15 protein-coding genes and 1 other annotated feature are annotated in these 14,996 nt (G+C 50.3%); of the genes, 11 read left to right on the top strand and 4 right to left on the bottom strand.

The window, feature by feature from the left end:
• Nucleotides 1-27: 27 nt before the first annotated feature.
• On the bottom strand, nucleotides 28-1,029 hold the full coding sequence (trpS, locus tag KNO58_RS07715; RefSeq protein WP_214752787.1) for a tryptophan--tRNA ligase: 1,002 nt from the start codon (nucleotides 1,027-1,029) through the stop codon (nucleotides 28-30).
• A gap of 47 nt (nucleotides 1,030-1,076) precedes the next feature.
• Nucleotides 1,077-1,284 (bottom strand) — a binding site (T-box leader).
• 46 nt (nucleotides 1,285-1,330) lie between these two features.
• On the bottom strand, nucleotides 1,331-1,699 hold the full coding sequence (locus tag KNO58_RS07720) for a DUF3899 domain-containing protein (protein ID WP_214752789.1): 369 nt from the start codon (nucleotides 1,697-1,699) through the stop codon (nucleotides 1,331-1,333).
• Nucleotides 1,700-1,970: 271 nt separating this feature from the next.
• On the opposite strand from KNO58_RS07720, the gene KNO58_RS07725 reads away from it, so the two are divergent.
• The 5 genes from KNO58_RS07725 to KNO58_RS07745 all read left to right on the top strand — a co-directional run bounded on the left by KNO58_RS07725 (nucleotide 1,971) and on the right by KNO58_RS07745 (nucleotide 7,889).
• The gene (locus tag KNO58_RS07725) at nucleotides 1,971-3,587 is read left to right on the top strand and encodes a peptide ABC transporter substrate-binding protein (protein ID WP_214752791.1); all 1,617 of its coding nucleotides are present in this window, start codon (nucleotides 1,971-1,973) and stop codon (nucleotides 3,585-3,587) included.
• 302 nt (nucleotides 3,588-3,889) lie between these two features.
• Nucleotides 3,890-4,816 (top strand): oligopeptide ABC transporter permease, encoded by a 927-nt coding sequence (gene opp3b, locus KNO58_RS07730; protein WP_214752793.1) that lies wholly within the window; start codon nucleotides 3,890-3,892, stop codon nucleotides 4,814-4,816.
• Entirely contained in the window at nucleotides 4,816-5,841 is a 1,026-nt protein-coding gene (gene opp3C, locus KNO58_RS07735; protein ID WP_285222558.1) for an oligopeptide ABC transporter permease, read from the top strand. Before opp3b ends, opp3C begins: the two co-directional genes overlap by 1 nt.
• Nucleotides 5,842-5,865: 24 nt before the next feature.
• Nucleotides 5,866-6,939: an ABC transporter ATP-binding protein gene (locus KNO58_RS07740; protein WP_114165401.1), complete on the top strand. Its 1,074-nt coding sequence runs from the start codon at nucleotides 5,866-5,868 to the stop codon at nucleotides 6,937-6,939.
• Complete coding sequence (locus KNO58_RS07745) at nucleotides 6,939-7,889, top strand: ABC transporter ATP-binding protein (protein WP_214752795.1); 951 nt, start codon at nucleotides 6,939-6,941, stop codon at nucleotides 7,887-7,889. The genes KNO58_RS07740 and KNO58_RS07745 overlap by 1 nt, the downstream gene beginning before the upstream one ends.
• A gap of 72 nt (nucleotides 7,890-7,961) precedes the next feature.
• On the opposite strand, the gene KNO58_RS07750 is transcribed toward KNO58_RS07745, so the two are convergent.
• Nucleotides 7,962-8,495, bottom strand: a complete 534-nt coding sequence (locus KNO58_RS07750) for an HD domain-containing protein (protein ID WP_214752797.1) — start codon at nucleotides 8,493-8,495, stop codon at nucleotides 7,962-7,964.
• Between the two features lie 220 nt (nucleotides 8,496-8,715).
• Here KNO58_RS07750 and KNO58_RS07755 point away from each other — a divergent pair, with 220 nt between their 5' ends.
• From KNO58_RS07755 to KNO58_RS07770, 4 genes are all read left to right on the top strand, one after another.
• A complete protein-coding gene (locus KNO58_RS07755; protein WP_198922699.1) occupies nucleotides 8,716-8,853 on the top strand; it encodes a hypothetical protein in 138 nt (45 codons plus the stop codon).
• Nucleotides 8,854-9,032: 179 nt separating this feature from the next.
• The gene (gene spxA, locus KNO58_RS07760; protein ID WP_015881217.1) at nucleotides 9,033-9,431 is read left to right on the top strand and encodes a transcriptional regulator SpxA; all 399 of its coding nucleotides are present in this window, start codon (nucleotides 9,033-9,035) and stop codon (nucleotides 9,429-9,431) included.
• Between the two features lie 180 nt (nucleotides 9,432-9,611).
• Complete coding sequence (gene mecA / locus KNO58_RS07765) at nucleotides 9,612-10,265, top strand: adaptor protein MecA (RefSeq protein WP_029595784.1); 654 nt, start codon at nucleotides 9,612-9,614, stop codon at nucleotides 10,263-10,265.
• A 66-nt stretch (nucleotides 10,266-10,331) separates the two neighbouring features.
• Nucleotides 10,332-11,564: a DUF2254 domain-containing protein gene (locus KNO58_RS07770; RefSeq protein WP_214752799.1), complete on the top strand. Its 1,233-nt coding sequence runs from the start codon at nucleotides 10,332-10,334 to the stop codon at nucleotides 11,562-11,564.
• A 37-nt stretch (nucleotides 11,565-11,601) separates the two neighbouring features.
• Here KNO58_RS07770 and KNO58_RS07775 read toward each other — a convergent pair whose 3' ends face one another.
• Nucleotides 11,602-12,324, bottom strand: coding sequence for an SDR family NAD(P)-dependent oxidoreductase (locus KNO58_RS07775; RefSeq protein WP_214752802.1), 723 nt, complete (start codon nucleotides 12,322-12,324; stop codon nucleotides 11,602-11,604).
• Between the two features lie 81 nt (nucleotides 12,325-12,405).
• On the opposite strand from KNO58_RS07775, the gene cls reads away from it, so the two are divergent.
• Both cls and KNO58_RS07785 read left to right on the top strand, forming a co-directional pair.
• Nucleotides 12,406-13,917, top strand: a complete 1,512-nt coding sequence (gene cls, locus KNO58_RS07780) for a cardiolipin synthase (RefSeq protein WP_214752804.1) — start codon at nucleotides 12,406-12,408, stop codon at nucleotides 13,915-13,917.
• 12 nt (nucleotides 13,918-13,929) lie between these two features.
• Nucleotides 13,930-14,991, top strand: coding sequence for a competence protein CoiA (locus tag KNO58_RS07785; protein ID WP_214752806.1), 1,062 nt, complete (start codon nucleotides 13,930-13,932; stop codon nucleotides 14,989-14,991).
• Nucleotides 14,992-14,996 lie beyond the last annotated feature (5 nt).

Below are 14,996 nucleotides of genomic sequence, written 5' to 3' on the forward strand. Positions count from 1 at the left end.
CCTTTGAACGCAAAGGGCGGCTTCATGTTATTTTTTCACTTTGGCCCGTTTCCGGTTGAGACCCATCGCTTTCTCGATTTTGGCGAGATTTTTGTTGGCGACGGCTTCTGCTTTCTCACGTCCCGCATCGAGGATGGCGTCGAGCTCAGCTGAGTCAACGAGTTCGTGATAGCGATTCTGGATTGGCTCGAGCATGGCGACGACCGCTTCGGCGACGTCTTGCTTGAACGTTCCATAATTCGAATCTTTGTAACGCTCGACGAGTTCATCGATTGGGGTATCGGTCGAAAGTGAGTAAATCTCAAGCAAGTTCGAGATGCCCGGTTTATTCTCGCGATCGAAGCTGATGACACCGCTCGAGTCCGTGACCGCGCTCTTGATTTTCTTACGGATGACGTTCGGCTCATCGAGCATCGAGATGAATCCTTTCGCATTCGCATCTGACTTCGACATCTTTTTGACAGGGTTCGTCAAACTCATGATGCGCGCGCCTTCTTTTTGAATGAGCGGCTCAGGAATCGTGAACGTCTCATAGTATCGCTTGTTGAAGCGTTCGGCCAAATCACGCGTCAATTCGACGTGTTGTTTTTGGTCATCGCCGACCGGGACGAGTTCCGTGCCGTACAAGAGGATATCGGCCGCCATCAAGGTCGGGTAGACGAACAGGCCAGCGCCGATGTTTTCACTGTTCTGTGATTTGTCTTTATACTGTGTCATCCGGCTCAGTTCACCCATGCCGGCGATACATGTCAACATCCATCCGAGCTGGGCGTGCGCCTTCACTTCCGATTGGACGAAAATCGTCGACTTCTCAGGGTCGAGTCCGCAAGCGAGATAGAGTGCCGCAAGCTTGCGCGTGTTATCCATCAACTCGACGCGGTCGAGTTGAACCGTGATGGAATGGAGATCGACGACACAGTAGAACGCTTCATGTTCTTCTTGCAGCTCGACGAACTGTTTCATCGCGCCTAAGTAGTTACCGAGCGTCACGACGCCGGTCGGTTTAATACCAGAAAAGATTTTTGCCATGATTGCACCTCCAGAGAATATAAAAAACCGCGGTTTCCCGCCCGATAAATCGGGACGAATAACCGCGGTGCCACCCAAATTTGCATGAAACTCATGCCACTTGATCGCGTTAACGGGCGTGACCGTCTCGCCGTACTACCGTTCAGGCGAGCCACTCCGAAGTCCATTCGCTCGACGCTTTCCATCTACTCGCAGCAACGTAGACTCTCTGGGGGAAAGGGGATTCGAGGTACTTGTCTTCTTCTTTGTGTTTCGTATTGTTCTAGCCATAGTGTAGCATATCAACCGTGAAATCGGAAGGTCAAACGAGCGTGATCACGTAGGAAAGAATGACGCTTGCGACACCGACATACACCCATCGCCAAGCCGAACGTCTTTGATCGGCGCGCTCTTCCGGTGACGCTTCTTCGTCTTCCTCGTAGTCGGGGTCGATTTCTTTCAGCTTGGCCCGGCGATTGCGTCTGAAGCCGTACATGAATCCATCGAATAATCCCGTGGCACCCATGTGAGAAAACATACCGACGGCAAAGACAAGAATGCCGCCAACGAACAAGCCGCCGCTTAAATGGAACCAGACCGTCTCATCTTGATAGTAGGAGACAGTCGACCAAATCGTGTAGGCAATTGTGACAATTCCCCAAACGATTAATATACTTCTAAAATTTTTCAATATGACAAACTCCTTTCAGCGTGGATGCGCTCCACCGAGTCATCCGCCCTATGGCTCTATAATACCGTTGTACAGCATGTATGGCGAGAAGTTCGTGATAAAAATGACAGCAGTTTATTGGGGAGTTGACAGTTTGATTAAAAATTTTTTACAATAGCCCTAACGTTCTTTCGTCGGATACAAAATGAAATATTCAGAAAATTAAAGAAAAAGTAAGATGTTACGGTTCGACGAAACGCCATGCTTCACGATACAGAAAGGGGACATCGCAATGAAGAAAAAATCGATTTTGCTCATGATGACACTCATCTTGGCACTCGGTTCAGTGCTCGCCGCTTGCTCGACTGGCGGAGACTCTGACGGCGGTTCGTCTTCGAACGGAGAAAAGATTCTCCGGTTGACGGACACGTCTGACATTACAACAGCTGACCCGGCACTCGCGACGGACGCTGTGGCGTTCAACTTGATTGCCAACACGATGGAAGGTCTTTACCGTCTTGACCAAGACGGAAATGCCGTTCCAGCAATCGCCGAAGGAGAGCCAGAAGTGAGTGAAGACGAAACAGTCTACACGTTCACACTCCGTGACGCGGAATGGTCAAACGGCGAACCTGTCACAGCAAACGACTTCGTCTACGCTTGGCAACGCGCTGTAGATCCTGAAACAGGTTCACAATACGCATACATCATGAACACGGTTAAAAATGCCGAAGCCATCAACACAGGAGAGCTTCCTAAAGAAGAACTCGGTGTGAAAGCACTCGATGAAAAGACACTTGAAGTCACACTCGAGCGTCCAGACCCATCGTTCATCTCGCTCACATCGTTCGGTACGTTCACACCGATCAACGAAGCGTTCGCGACTGAAAAAGGCGCAGACTTCTCAACGTCACCAGAAAACCACATTTACAACGGTCCATTCACATGGTCGGAGTGGGATCGCGAGCAAGGATACGTCTTGACAAAAAACGAATCGTATTGGGATGCTGAAAATGTAGCTCTAGAGAAAGTCGACGTTCGCGTCGTCAAAGACACATCGACAGTCGTCAACTTGTATGAAGCAGGAGAAGTCGACTACGCCGGCCTCTCATCTGAACAAGTTGCCGCGTTCCAAGAGAATGATGACTACAGCACAGGTCTTCGTTCAACAGTCGGTTACTTCAAGTTCAACCACGAAGATGAACTCTTTGCTGACGTCAACGCCCGTAAAGCAGTCGCTCGTGCGGTCGACCCAACCGGGATTATCGACCAGCTGTTGAACAACGGCTCAATCGCAACGACTTCGTTTGTCCCGAAAGAATTCATCAAGTATGAAGACGGAACAGATTATGCAGAAGGCGTAACACACTTTGAGACGAACGCTGACGAAGCAGCATCGCTTTGGGAAGAAGCGACTGGCGGCGAAGCTGTCACAATCGAACTTCTCTCATTCGATAGCGAAGTAGCGAAACAAATCTCAGAGTATATGAAAGGTCAAATCGAATCGAACTTGCCGAACGTGACCGTGAACATCTCACAACAACCGTTCAACAACAAGCTCGAACGCGAAGCGAACGGAGAGTATCAAATGTCATTTGCCCTTTGGGGACCTGACTATCAAGATCCGCTCACAAACCTTGGCATTTTCACATCAGACAACGGTCAGAACGACATCAACTACAAGTCGGAAGCATACGACAAGTTGATTGATGAAGCATCAGCTGAAACAGCCATCGATGCGCGTTATGACAAGTTCAAAGAAGCAGAGACGCTCTTGATTGAACAAGACCAAGCCATCATGCCGCTTTACCAAGCCGGTGTCGCTTACTTGCTCCGTCCGAACGTCGAAAACTTCAACCGTCAACTATTCGGTGCTGATTATCAGTACAAATACGTCGATATTAACTAAATGAGAAGGGGGCATGCATTACGCATGTCCCCCCTTTTCTAAAAAAAAATTAGAAATCAGAGAAAAAACTATTCAAAAGTTTTGTTGGTAAAGTATAATGTAGTAACAGTGAAAATTCAGAATACTTTACAAACTAAGGATTCTTCAATTTTCATGTGCTGTGCTAAGAGCCTTGAGATGACGTTTGACCTATTCTTTCAGAAAATTCCTTTCATTTTGTGAATTCATGAAAAGGGAAATATGTCATAGTGATGCTGTTGGTGCAAGCATAGACACATTAGAAAAACAGGGGGTATTTATTTATGGGACGTTATATTCTTCAGCGGCTGACTTACGGCCTCATCACGTTCTTCTTGATTGCGACGTTCACGTTTTTCCTGATGGACCTGCTTCCAGGTTCGCCGTACCAAAACCAGGAGAAATTGACGGACACACAAATTCAGCTCTTGAACGATCGTTACGGACTCAATGATCCGCTTCCAGTTCGTTACGCGACTTATTTAGGAAACCTTGTGCAAGGGGACCTTGGTGTATCGTTCCGTACGGCCAACCGGCCAGTGACGGAAATGATTATGGAACGAATCGGGCCTTCTGCTCAATTAGGTCTTCAGGCTCTAGTTCTAGGAACGTTAGCAGGACTATTGTTAGGGATTGTGGCGGCCATTCGTCACAACACTGTACTTGACTACGGTGCTATGTTCATATCGGTAATCGGTATTTCTGTCCCATCGTTCGTCTTTGCAGCCCTTCTTCAGTACTATGTTGGAGTTAAGTTGCAATTGCTCCCTGTTGCGTTCTGGGATTCTCCGGCTCATACAATTTTACCGACCATCTCGCTCTCGCTCGGGGTCACGGCGTCCATCGCTCGTTTCGTCCGGACCGAGATGCTAGAAGTTACCGGACAAGATTACGTCACGCTCGCGAAAGCGAAAGGATTGACCGGGAATGCGATCGTTTGGAAGCACATGGTGCGTAACGCGATGATTCCAGCGATCACAATCCTCGGGCCAATGACGGCCGGTCTATTGACCGGAACGTTTGTTATTGAACGGATTTTCTCTGTACCAGGACTCGGTGAATTGTTCGTCACATCCATTACATTGAATGATTACTCGGTCATCATGGGCACGACGCTCTTCTTCTCTGGCCTATTCATTATTATCATTCTACTTGTCGACTTGCTCTACGGAGTCGTTGACCCACGTATTCGTCTTGGGGGGAATAACTGATGATTGAAAACAAAAAGAATTTCGAGCAGTTCGACCAAGACATGTTCCAACGTGTCGAGATGAACGAACAGCTCGCAGAACGAATTTCTGGTAAAAGCTTGAGCTTCTGGCAAGATGCTTGGATGCGCTTAAAGAAAAACAAAGCAGCCATCTTGTCGTTATCGATTATCGTCATTCTTGTCTTGCTCGCTCTATTCGGCCCGATGCTGTCTGGCCGTGATGCATATGAACAAAACATCTCACAAGCCAAACTTCCGCCAAAAGTCACAGGACTTGAATGGGCTGGATTTGACGGGATGGCCAACCTTGGTGGCAATGACATTAACTTCTATGAACAGAAGAACGTCGAAGAGAACTTCTGGTTCGGTACGGACTATCTCGGCCGTGATCTTTGGTCACGTGTTTGGGAAGGGACGCGCATCTCGCTCTTCATCGGTTTGGTGGCGGCCATCGTTGATACGGTCATCGGTGTCGCTTACGGTGGGATCTCGGCTTACTTCGGTGGTCGTACCGATAACATCATGCAACGGATTGTTGAGATTTTGACTGGTGTTCCTAACTTGATTTTAATTATCTTGTTCATCTTGATTTTTGACCCGGGTGTCTTCACCATCATCTTGGCGATGACCATCACCGGCTGGATCGGGATGAGTCGACTCGTCCGTGGTCAGATTTTGAAATTGAAAAACCAAGAGTTCGTCTTGGCTGCCCGTACGCTCGGTGCCTCAAGTACACGTTTGATCTTCAAACACTTGATTCCGAACACGCTCGGCGCCATCATCATCACACTTATGTTCACGATTCCAGCTGCCATTTTCTTCGAGGCATTCCTTAGTTTCATCGGGATCGGACTTCAACCACCACAAGCGTCGCTTGGTACGTTGATTAACGACGGATACAAAGAGTTGCGTACATTCCCGTACTTGCTCGTCATCCCGTCAATCATCATCGTCTTGCTCATGGTCAGCTTCAACCTGCTCGCCGATGGCTTGCGTGATGCGTTCGACCCGAAAATGCGTAAATAATTATAGAAACAGGGGGACTCGTGCATGGAAACGATTTTATCTGTCCGCGACTTAGCGGTCTCGTTCCATACGTATGCTGGAACGGTACAAGCCGTTCGCAACGTATCGTTTGATTTGAAAAAAGGCGAGACGCTCGCCATCGTTGGGGAATCGGGTTCTGGTAAATCCGTCACATCGAAAGCGATTATGCGTCTCATTCCAAACCCGCCAGGTGAAATCACGAACGGAGAAATCTTGTTCGAAGGAAAAGATTTGGCGAAGTTGTCGGAAAAAGAAATGCTTAAAATTCGTGGGCGCGATATCGCGATGATCTTCCAAGATCCGATGACGTCGCTCAACCCGACGATGACAATTTACAAACAGATTGCCGAAGGTTTGAAGCAACACCAAGGACTGACGGGTGAAGATGCGAAGAAGCGTACGCTCGAATTGCTCACACTCGTTGGGATTCCAAACCCAGAGGCACGCCTCAAGCAATACCCGCACCAATTGTCAGGCGGGATGCGTCAGCGGATCGTTATCGCAATCGCGCTCGCATGTAACCCGAAAGTGTTAATCGCCGATGAGCCGACGACGGCCCTCGACGTAACGATTCAAGCTCAGATTTTAGAACTCTTAAAAGATATCCAGCAAAAGACGGGCACAGCAATCATCTTCATCACGCACGACCTTGGTGTCGTTGCGAACATGGCAGACCGCGTTGCCGTCATGTACGCTGGTAAAATCGTTGAGAAAGGTACGGTCGACGAAATCTTCTACGAGCCACGTCACCCATACGCATGGGGCTTGCTCGGATCGATGCCGCGTCCGACCGATGACCCGAACGAGGCGCTCCCGGCGATTCCGGGTACACCGCCAAACTTGCTCAACCCACCTAAAGGCGATGCCTTCGCACCACGTAACCCGTATGCGATGAAAATCGACTTTGAAAAAGAACCACCGATGTTCCAAATTAGCGACACACACTATGCGGCGAGCTGGTTATTGCACCCACAAGCCCCGCAAGTGAGCCCGCCGAAAGCGATCCGTGACCTTGCGCTCAAGTATCGTCCGGACAGCGCGTTCGCGAAATCGATTTTGAAAGGTGGTGCTGAATAATGGAACGCGAGAAATTACTCGAAGTAAAAGACCTGAAGCAGCACTTTAAAATTGGCCGAGGCCGCGTCGTCAAAGCTGTCGATGGCATCTCGTTCGATATTTATAAAGGTGAAGTGCTCGGACTCGTAGGTGAGTCTGGATGTGGGAAATCGACGACAGGTCGTACCATCATCGGACTTTACGATGCGACAGACGGGGACGTCATCTTCAAAGGTGAAAACGTCCACGGCAAGAAGAGCAGCGCCGATAAGTTGAAGTTCAACCGAGCGATGCAAATGATTTTCCAAGACCCATATGCATCCCTCAACCCGCGGATGACCGTCGCGGATATCATTGCCGAGGGCATCGATATCCACGGTCTTGCCAAGACGAAAGAAGACCGGATGAACCGCGTCTATGACCTTCTCGAGACAGTTGGTCTTACTAAAGAGCACGCGAGCCGTTACCCGCACGAATTCTCGGGCGGACAGCGTCAGCGGATCGGGATTGCCCGCGCTCTCGCGGTCGAACCGGACTTCATCATCGCCGATGAGCCGATTTCAGCTCTCGACGTATCGATTCAAGCCCAGGTCGTCAACTTGATGAAAGAATTGCAACGCGACCGTGATCTCACGTACTTGTTCATCGCCCACGACTTGTCGATGGTCAAGTATATCTCGGACCGAATCGGCGTAATGTATCAAGGTCACCTCGTCGAGCTCGCTCCGGCAGCGCGTTTGTACGAGAACCCGCTCCACGCCTATACGAAGTCACTCCTCTCGGCGATCCCACTTCCGGATCCAGAGCATGAGCGGACACGTAAACGGATCGTGTATGAGTCGAAGTCACTCGGTGCCGTCGGACGTTCGGATGAGGATTCAAGCATCCCAGCACTCCGTGAAGTCGAGCCTGGCCACTACGTCTCAATGACAGATGAAGAGTACGAAGCATATAAAGCACAACTCGTTTAATTCAAAAGTCCCGCATCCAACCGGATGCGGGACTTTTTTGGGCAAATAAAAACACCGTCTAGGATGACGGTGTCAGGCGTTTGAGATGCGTGGCAAATTCGAAAGCCGGTCGACGACCGCATCGATCAGGTGGACGCGGGCCAGGGCGTCTTCGATGTCCATCGTCTCATAATGGTGCAGTCCGCCAGGTTGTTCGACGTACGTGTCCGCATCATGCACGAGCTGTTGGAGCGGCGTCCGTTGAATCCGGTTAGGCGGCAAGTAGGAGTCAGTGTGAAGTAAAATCATGACCGAGATTTCTTTCGCCCGGGCCGGATCTTCGCCAAGGCGAATCAACAGCTTGTGGGCGCGTTCGGCACCTTTAATGGCATGGATATCGTTTTGACGATACAAATCATAATTCCATTTCCCTTCGGTGTACCATTCATAATGACCGATGTCATGGAGCAGGGCGGCTTTCGTCGCCAAATCCGTATCGAGGCCTCGTCGCGTCGCCAATTCGAGAGCGCGTTCACACACATCAACAGCGTGTTTCAAGCCAGAACGGGTCAAGTATTTTTGGGTGACCGGGTGCTGCATAATCGTCTCTAACGTAATTCTCATCATCGCTCTCCTCCTTGGTGATTTCAAAGGTTATTTCTATTAACTATACGGGAATCAAATAGGAAAAGCAAATCTGGAACGTGTGAAATGATGAAAAACTTGGAGATTGTTCAACCATTTTCATAAGAATGTGCTATAATTTAATTGTAGATTAGTGCAAGTTCAAGATTTTCAGATTCAGTAACGGTCGGTCCGGTCCTTTTGGCGTTGGGGGTGAGAGACCATGAAAGAACGTAACAAAGTATTGGAACAGAAAAAGAAACTTCTGAAGGAAGTCCTCAAAAAGAAATTGAAAGACTTGCAAGTGAAGCCAGGCAAAGAGACGGTATCACAACCGGTTTCTCGAATGCCGGCGTCCTAGAACGGTCGATCAAGGGTCGCATTCTCGAGAATGCGTCCTCTTTTCTTACCTGAATGAGAAAGAATATCATTGAAGTTTCAATTCATAAGAATTATTATAATTAAGTGAACGATTTTTTGGGTATACAAATAGAGTCACTTGAAAAAGATGAACGAACATTTGATCAGGGAGGAACGAAAATGGTCACACTTTACACGTCTCCGAGCTGCACATCGTGCCGAAAAGCACGGGCTTGGCTTGAAGAGCATGATATCCCATTTACGGAACGAAATATATTTTCAGAACCACTCTCACTCAATGAGATCAAACAAATCCTACGTATGACAGAGGACGGGACGGATGAAATCATCTCGACCCGGTCTAAAGTTTTCTCTAAAATCGACGTATCGGTCGATGCGCTTTCGCTTCAACAACTGTACGATTTGATTCAAGAGTATCCAGGACTACTTCGCCGTCCAATCTTGATTGATGAAAAACGTCTTCAAGTCGGGTATAACGAAGATGAGATTCGTCGATTCTTGCCGCGCAAGGTCCGCACGTTCCAACTTCAAGAAGCGCAACGACTCGTCAACGAGTGAGGAAGCATACTGTCTAAGCAGTGTGCTTTTTATTATTCCGTTTTTCCGATAAAATAATAGTAATAACCCCATCATCAATAGATTGACACGTTAAAAAAAGGGTACTATGATAACAAGACAATTTCCCCTCTCCTCCTTAATTGTTGAAGTAGGAGTGAGGTGAGAAGGGAGTGGACAATCGTGAAAATTGAGCGCATCAATGATAATACCGTCAAATTTTTCATTACGTATGTCGATATCGAAAAACGCGGTTTCGCTCGTGATGAAATCTGGTATAACCGAGAACGTGGTGAGCAGCTGTTCTGGCAGATGATGGACGAAGCGCACGAACGAGAAGATATCTCGTTTGATGGTCCACTATGGATACAAGTACAAGCTTTTGAAAAAGGACTTGAAGTGACCGTGACAATTGCGAAAAATGTGATTGACGCTGAAGATGATTCTGAGCTCGGATCACTCCTGCGCTCGGCGATCGATGAGGCACGCGATCAACAATCGGTTCTCGACCAATTGAGTGAACTCGATGAAGAAACCGAGCAGGAGGCGTGGGCTCCGCTCGCCATGGAAACGGACGACTTTGAGGCGATCATCTCGCTCAGCAAACGGGCGGGAGAGACGTTAAGTAACATCGACCTCAAACTGTTCCATTACGATCAAAAGTATTACTTGTGGATTGACTTCCCGGAAGAGATGGAACCAGAGGAAGAAGAGAACGTATTGAGCCTCTTGGCCGAGTACTTGACGTTCAGCACGCAGACGTTAGCGATGCTCGAAGAATACGGCAAGCTCATTCTCGATGGGGACGTCTTCGCCAAAGTCCGTCACTATTTCTAAACCCCAATCGCCTGTTCATATGGACAGGCGATTTTTTTCTAACTTATACATAAACGAGGTGTCGTGATGTTGAAACGTTTGCAGTTGATGTTGGCCGATAGTGCCTGGTTCGTCCCGTTCTTGTATGGGGTCGGGGGGATTGCCTTGACGTTCCTTACCCAATACTTTGGAAGTTTCTTTCGGGAACTATTGCCCGAAATCGTCTATTTAGATAAGGATTCGGCGGCGACGGTTTTATCATCGTCCTTCACGAGTCTGATGACGATGATGACGTTCAGTTTTTCAACGATTCTCGTCGTCTTGACGACGTACTCGTCCCAGTTCTCGCCGCGGACGATCAACAACTTTTTGACGAATTCGGCGTCGAAGCATACGCTCGGCTTGTTCATCATGACGACCGTGTACGGCATCACGAACTTATTTTTGATTCGGACGTCAGATGAGGACGTCGTCCTCGCCTCGGGCGTCAGCGTGCTGCTCGTCGTCAGTTCCGTCTGGGCGTTCGTCAAGTTCATCCAAACAATCAGCGTCTCGATTCAAGCCGAACGTCTCTTGTCAGCCTTGCATCGCGAGGCGTTGTCCGTCATCGAGACACAGCAACAAGCGGTCGACGACGGCAAGATGCATATCGTTCCTAAGCGTTCGGTCCATACGTTCGAGGGTCACGCCATCTATGCCCCGCGCACCGGCTACATTCAACTGTTCGCAAGCGAGAAACACGAGAGTCATGACGTCGATTTTGAGTCGGTCGTGGCTGTCGGGGATTTCGTGGCGAAAGGGGACTTGCTCGGCTATTGGCTCGGGGAAGAAGCGCTCGAGATTGACGTGTTCCAAATCGGGGAGATTCGCTCCTCGATTCAAGATCCGGCCTTCGTTATCGAGAAGTTGAGCGAGATCGCGTTAAAAGGTATCTCGCCCGGGATTAACGATCCGAATACGGCGATTCACGCCATTCATTACATCGGGGACATTTTGCGGGAACTGAGCCGATTACCTGAAGGGGATTTCTTATTTTCCAATGACAAGAGTGACTGGCACGCCAAACGGAAGCCGATGGAGGCGACGTTGTTCGAGGCGCTTGCTCCGATTAAGACGTATGCGAGCCATGACATCTTTGTGATGGCGTCCGTGTTCGAGGCAATCCGCATCGCCCGGTTAGAAGCGCATGCCTCACACGAAGAGACGTTCGAGGCGTTCATCGACTATTTTGAGGAGTCGCTCGATTTTGAAGAGTTGCATCCGCGAGAACGCGCGTTTCTGACGAATCAGATGATGCGTGCCCGAAAAGTACAGACGTGAAAGGGAGGGGTCACTCGAGACCCCTCCCTTTTGCTGCTTATGAGAGCGTATAGCCACCATCCACCGTGATGGCTTGTCCGTTAATATAGCTTGACGCGCCGCTCAACAGGAACGTGACGACCGGTGCGACTTCTTCCGGCTTGGCGGCATGTCCCCGGAAATGATGGGTCATCGCCTCTTGGAATTTGGCCTCACCACCGTACAGTTTATGACTGAGCGGCGTGTCGACTGGACCGAAACAGACCGCATTGAAACGTACTTTGCCTTTCATCCGGTGGGCAAACGTCTTCGTCAAAGCGATGACGGCCGCTTTCGAGGCGGCGTATGGACCGAGCATCGGCGGGAATTTGACGTGACCGACGATGGCGGCGTTATTGACGACGCTCCCTCCTGTCACCAACAGGGGGATGGCGCGTTGGATGATGCGATTCGTCGCCAGGACGTTCAGTTCGAACACGTCGTCGAACGCGGTCGTCGGCAACCGCTCTGGTGTCCCGGGGCGACCGAACGTCGCAGCGTTGTTGAACAGTCCATCTAAGACGACCTTGTCCTCGCTCAAACGGTCCATCAATGCTTCAACTTGCTCGGATTCGGCTAAATCACATGTAAGGAAAGTGATACGGGATGAGGCGTCCTCTAGTGCGGCACCTCGTGTCTCGTCACGGCCGATGCCGATGACGTCGTGTCCGTCCTCTGCCAAACGAAGGGCGACGGCCCGTCCAATCCCGCTCGTCGCTCCAGTAATCAAAAATGTGCCCATATTTTGTTCGCTCCCCTCAAAAGATGGTGTTAAGTTGTATAATTATGATAATACAAGACAGAAACGAGGTCAGTTTATAATATGTTGCGACGCATACAAGTACTTTTATCCCTGATTTTGCTCGCAGGTCTCATTGCCGTATTATCGTATTACTGGAGCTCGCAAGTGATCGGGCTGTTCTCGGTGCTCGTCTTTTTGACGACGTTTAGCATCTTGCTCGTCATCCTGCTCGAGAATCGTAATCCGCAGCGGACACTCATTTGGGCCATCGTCATGCTCGGCTTCCCGGTCGTCGGGCTGTTCGCCTATTTTGTGTTCGGACAGAACTACCGCCGGAAACGCATGTTCAAAGAAAAGGCGATGCTCGATGAAGAGACGTACCTCGCCTATCGGCAGAAGGCAATGACGCTGTCGCCGTCGCTCATGTTCTCCCATGACGATTATGAGAAGTTGCTCCATTTGACGTCGTCACTGAATCAATTACCCGTTTCGTCGAACACGTATACGCAAGTGTTGACGAACGGCCAACAGAAGTTCTCGAAGTTGTTGCCCGCTTTGAAAGGGGCGACGCGTCATATTCATCTGGAGTATTATATTTTCCGGGAAGATCGTATTTCTCGGGAAATTCAACGGATTTTGATTCAGAAGGCGAAGGCCGGGGTCGAGGTGCGCTTCCTCTATGATGCGGTCGGCTCGATTCATACGAGCGGGACGTTCTTTGACGAGATGCGCCAAGCGGGTGTCCACGTCAAAGCGTTCTTTCCGGTCGTCCTGCCGCTCGTATCAAGTAAGACGAACTATCGGAACCATCGGAAAATCGTCGTCATCGATGGGACGGAGGCGTTCACGGGCGGGTTGAACGTCGGCGACGAATATTTGGGTGAGCATTCGAAGTTCGGATTTTGGCGTGACACGCATCTATACGTCAGAGGGGAAGGGGTGTCGGAACTCCAGCTCATCTTTTTGCAGGACTGGTACTACATGACGGGCGAGCGTCTATTCACACCGTTCTATCTCGAGCCGCTCGAAACAGTGCGGAGCGCGAGCGGCGGCGTGCAGATTGTGGCGAGCGGGCCGGATGAGCCGTATGAGACGATGAAGTCGATTTATTTCGCGCTGATCAATGCGGCGAAGAAGTCGGTGTACATCTCGTCCCCATACTTGATTCCGGACGAGGATATCATGAGCGCGCTCAAGACCGCCTCGTTATCCGGGGTCGATGTCCGCATCGTGTTGCCGAGCTATCCGGACCATAAAATCGTCTTTTATGCGAGCCGATCGTATTACGAGGAGCTGCTCAGCGCCGGGGTCAAGATTTACTTGTATGAGGAAGGGTTCATGCACTCGAAAGTCATCGTCGTCGACGATGGGCTGGCGACGATCGGGACGGCGAACATGGACTTCAGAAGTTTCCACCTCAATTTCGAGGTGAACGCGCTCTTGTATAACACGAACTCCGTCCATCAGCTCAAACAAGATTTGTATAAAGATTTTGAAGGGTCACACGAGTTGGAGATCCGGGCGTTCTCGGAACGGTCCTACTTCATCAAACTCGTCGAATCATTGGCCCGGATGTTTTCACCACTTTTATGAGGGGGAAGCGGAATGAGATTTGCCATCGGTCGAACTGGAGGGTATGTGGATGCCCTTACGCTCAGTCGGGGGCGGATTGAACCGTTTGCCCCTTTTTCGTGCCCGGAATGTGGGGAACGGGTCATCGTCAGGCAAGGGGTGAAACGGCGTCTCCATTTCGCCCACGTCAATCCTTGCGCATGCGGCGAGTCGACCGGACACCATGAAGACAAATGGGGCGTGCGGCAATGGCTACAAGGCCAAGGGTATGCGGTTGAGCAAGAAGTCGTCATCGGCACACGTCGTGCCGATTTGGTGGCCGTACGCGACAAGACACGGCTCGTCGTCGAAATTCAGGCGTCCACGCTCTCAATCGAGTCTTACGTCGAGCGGACGAGACATTATCGTGACAACCAGCTCGACGTCGTCTGGTTGGCGAGCGGGCTGCAGCCCGGGGGTGTCGCGACGTTCAAACCGTGGATGCGGGCCGAACTGGCGCGACGACATAGCCTGATCGTTCCGACCGGACCGGCGCTCTACCGCTTCGTCGGGTTCCCAGTCTCCATCCGAGCGGGCGTCGGCCAATGGCAGGTCGCGACCTCGTTCGATATCTCACCGTTCGCAGCGTATTATGGCTTTGATGCCCATCGTTGGACCCAAGTCATTCGGCGGAGACGGATGACGCCGCCTTATCCGACGCCACAGTATCGCCGACTCATCTTGAACCGGCTGTATCCGCTCGGGATGTTGCCTTCTTTATTGCCGAGCTACTGTTATTTGCCGATGCCGTCACTGTGGGGTATTCATGTCCATCCGTTCATGTTCCAGACGGTACTCTACTTGAACCGGCGTGATTGGCCCGGAGACTCCGTCAGTTGGAGCATCGAGAAGACGTGCCGCCAGTTCGAGGTGACCCCGACAAGCGACTTTCTGCAAGCGTTTGAAGTACAATGGAGACAACTGTTGAACGTATTCGATGTGACGGAGGCTGTGCGCGATTGGCACGTGCCTAAGACGCTAGACACGGCGTTGCTTCACGATTTTCGATACTTTCAAGGGTTTCAGCGATTCATGGCGAATTCGTATACAAACTAAGAAAA

Origin of the sequence: Exiguobacterium sp. J17977 (genome assembly GCF_018616375.1) — a bacterium.
Lineage (GTDB): Bacteria > Bacillota > Bacilli > Exiguobacteriales > Exiguobacteriaceae > Exiguobacterium > Exiguobacterium mexicanum.

Excerpts from the sequence above, each read along its gene's own strand:
- KNO58_RS07725 (WP_214752791.1), top strand. The coding sequence starts at position 1,971 with ATGAAGAAAAAATCGATTTTGCTCATGATGACACTCATCTTGGCACTC.
- trpS (WP_214752787.1), bottom strand. The coding sequence starts at position 1,029 with ATGGCAAAAATCTTTTCTGGTATTAAACCGACCGGCGTCGTGACGCTC.
- opp3C (WP_285222558.1), top strand. The coding sequence starts at position 4,816 with ATGATTGAAAACAAAAAGAATTTCGAGCAGTTCGACCAAGACATGTTC.
- KNO58_RS07755 (WP_198922699.1), top strand. The coding sequence starts at position 8,716 with ATGAAAGAACGTAACAAAGTATTGGAACAGAAAAAGAAACTTCTGAAG.
- KNO58_RS07775 (WP_214752802.1), bottom strand. The coding sequence starts at position 12,324 with ATGGGCACATTTTTGATTACTGGAGCGACGAGCGGGATTGGACGGGCC.
- KNO58_RS07750 (WP_214752797.1), bottom strand. The coding sequence starts at position 8,495 with ATGATGAGAATTACGTTAGAGACGATTATGCAGCACCCGGTCACCCAA.
- KNO58_RS07745 (WP_214752795.1), top strand. The coding sequence starts at position 6,939 with ATGGAACGCGAGAAATTACTCGAAGTAAAAGACCTGAAGCAGCACTTT.
- KNO58_RS07770 (WP_214752799.1), top strand. The coding sequence starts at position 10,332 with ATGTTGAAACGTTTGCAGTTGATGTTGGCCGATAGTGCCTGGTTCGTC.
- KNO58_RS07740 (WP_114165401.1), top strand. The coding sequence starts at position 5,866 with ATGGAAACGATTTTATCTGTCCGCGACTTAGCGGTCTCGTTCCATACG.
- cls (WP_214752804.1), top strand. The coding sequence starts at position 12,406 with ATGTTGCGACGCATACAAGTACTTTTATCCCTGATTTTGCTCGCAGGT.
- KNO58_RS07785 (WP_214752806.1), top strand. The coding sequence starts at position 13,930 with ATGAGATTTGCCATCGGTCGAACTGGAGGGTATGTGGATGCCCTTACG.
- spxA (WP_015881217.1), top strand. The coding sequence starts at position 9,033 with ATGGTCACACTTTACACGTCTCCGAGCTGCACATCGTGCCGAAAAGCA.
- opp3b (WP_214752793.1), top strand. The coding sequence starts at position 3,890 with ATGGGACGTTATATTCTTCAGCGGCTGACTTACGGCCTCATCACGTTC.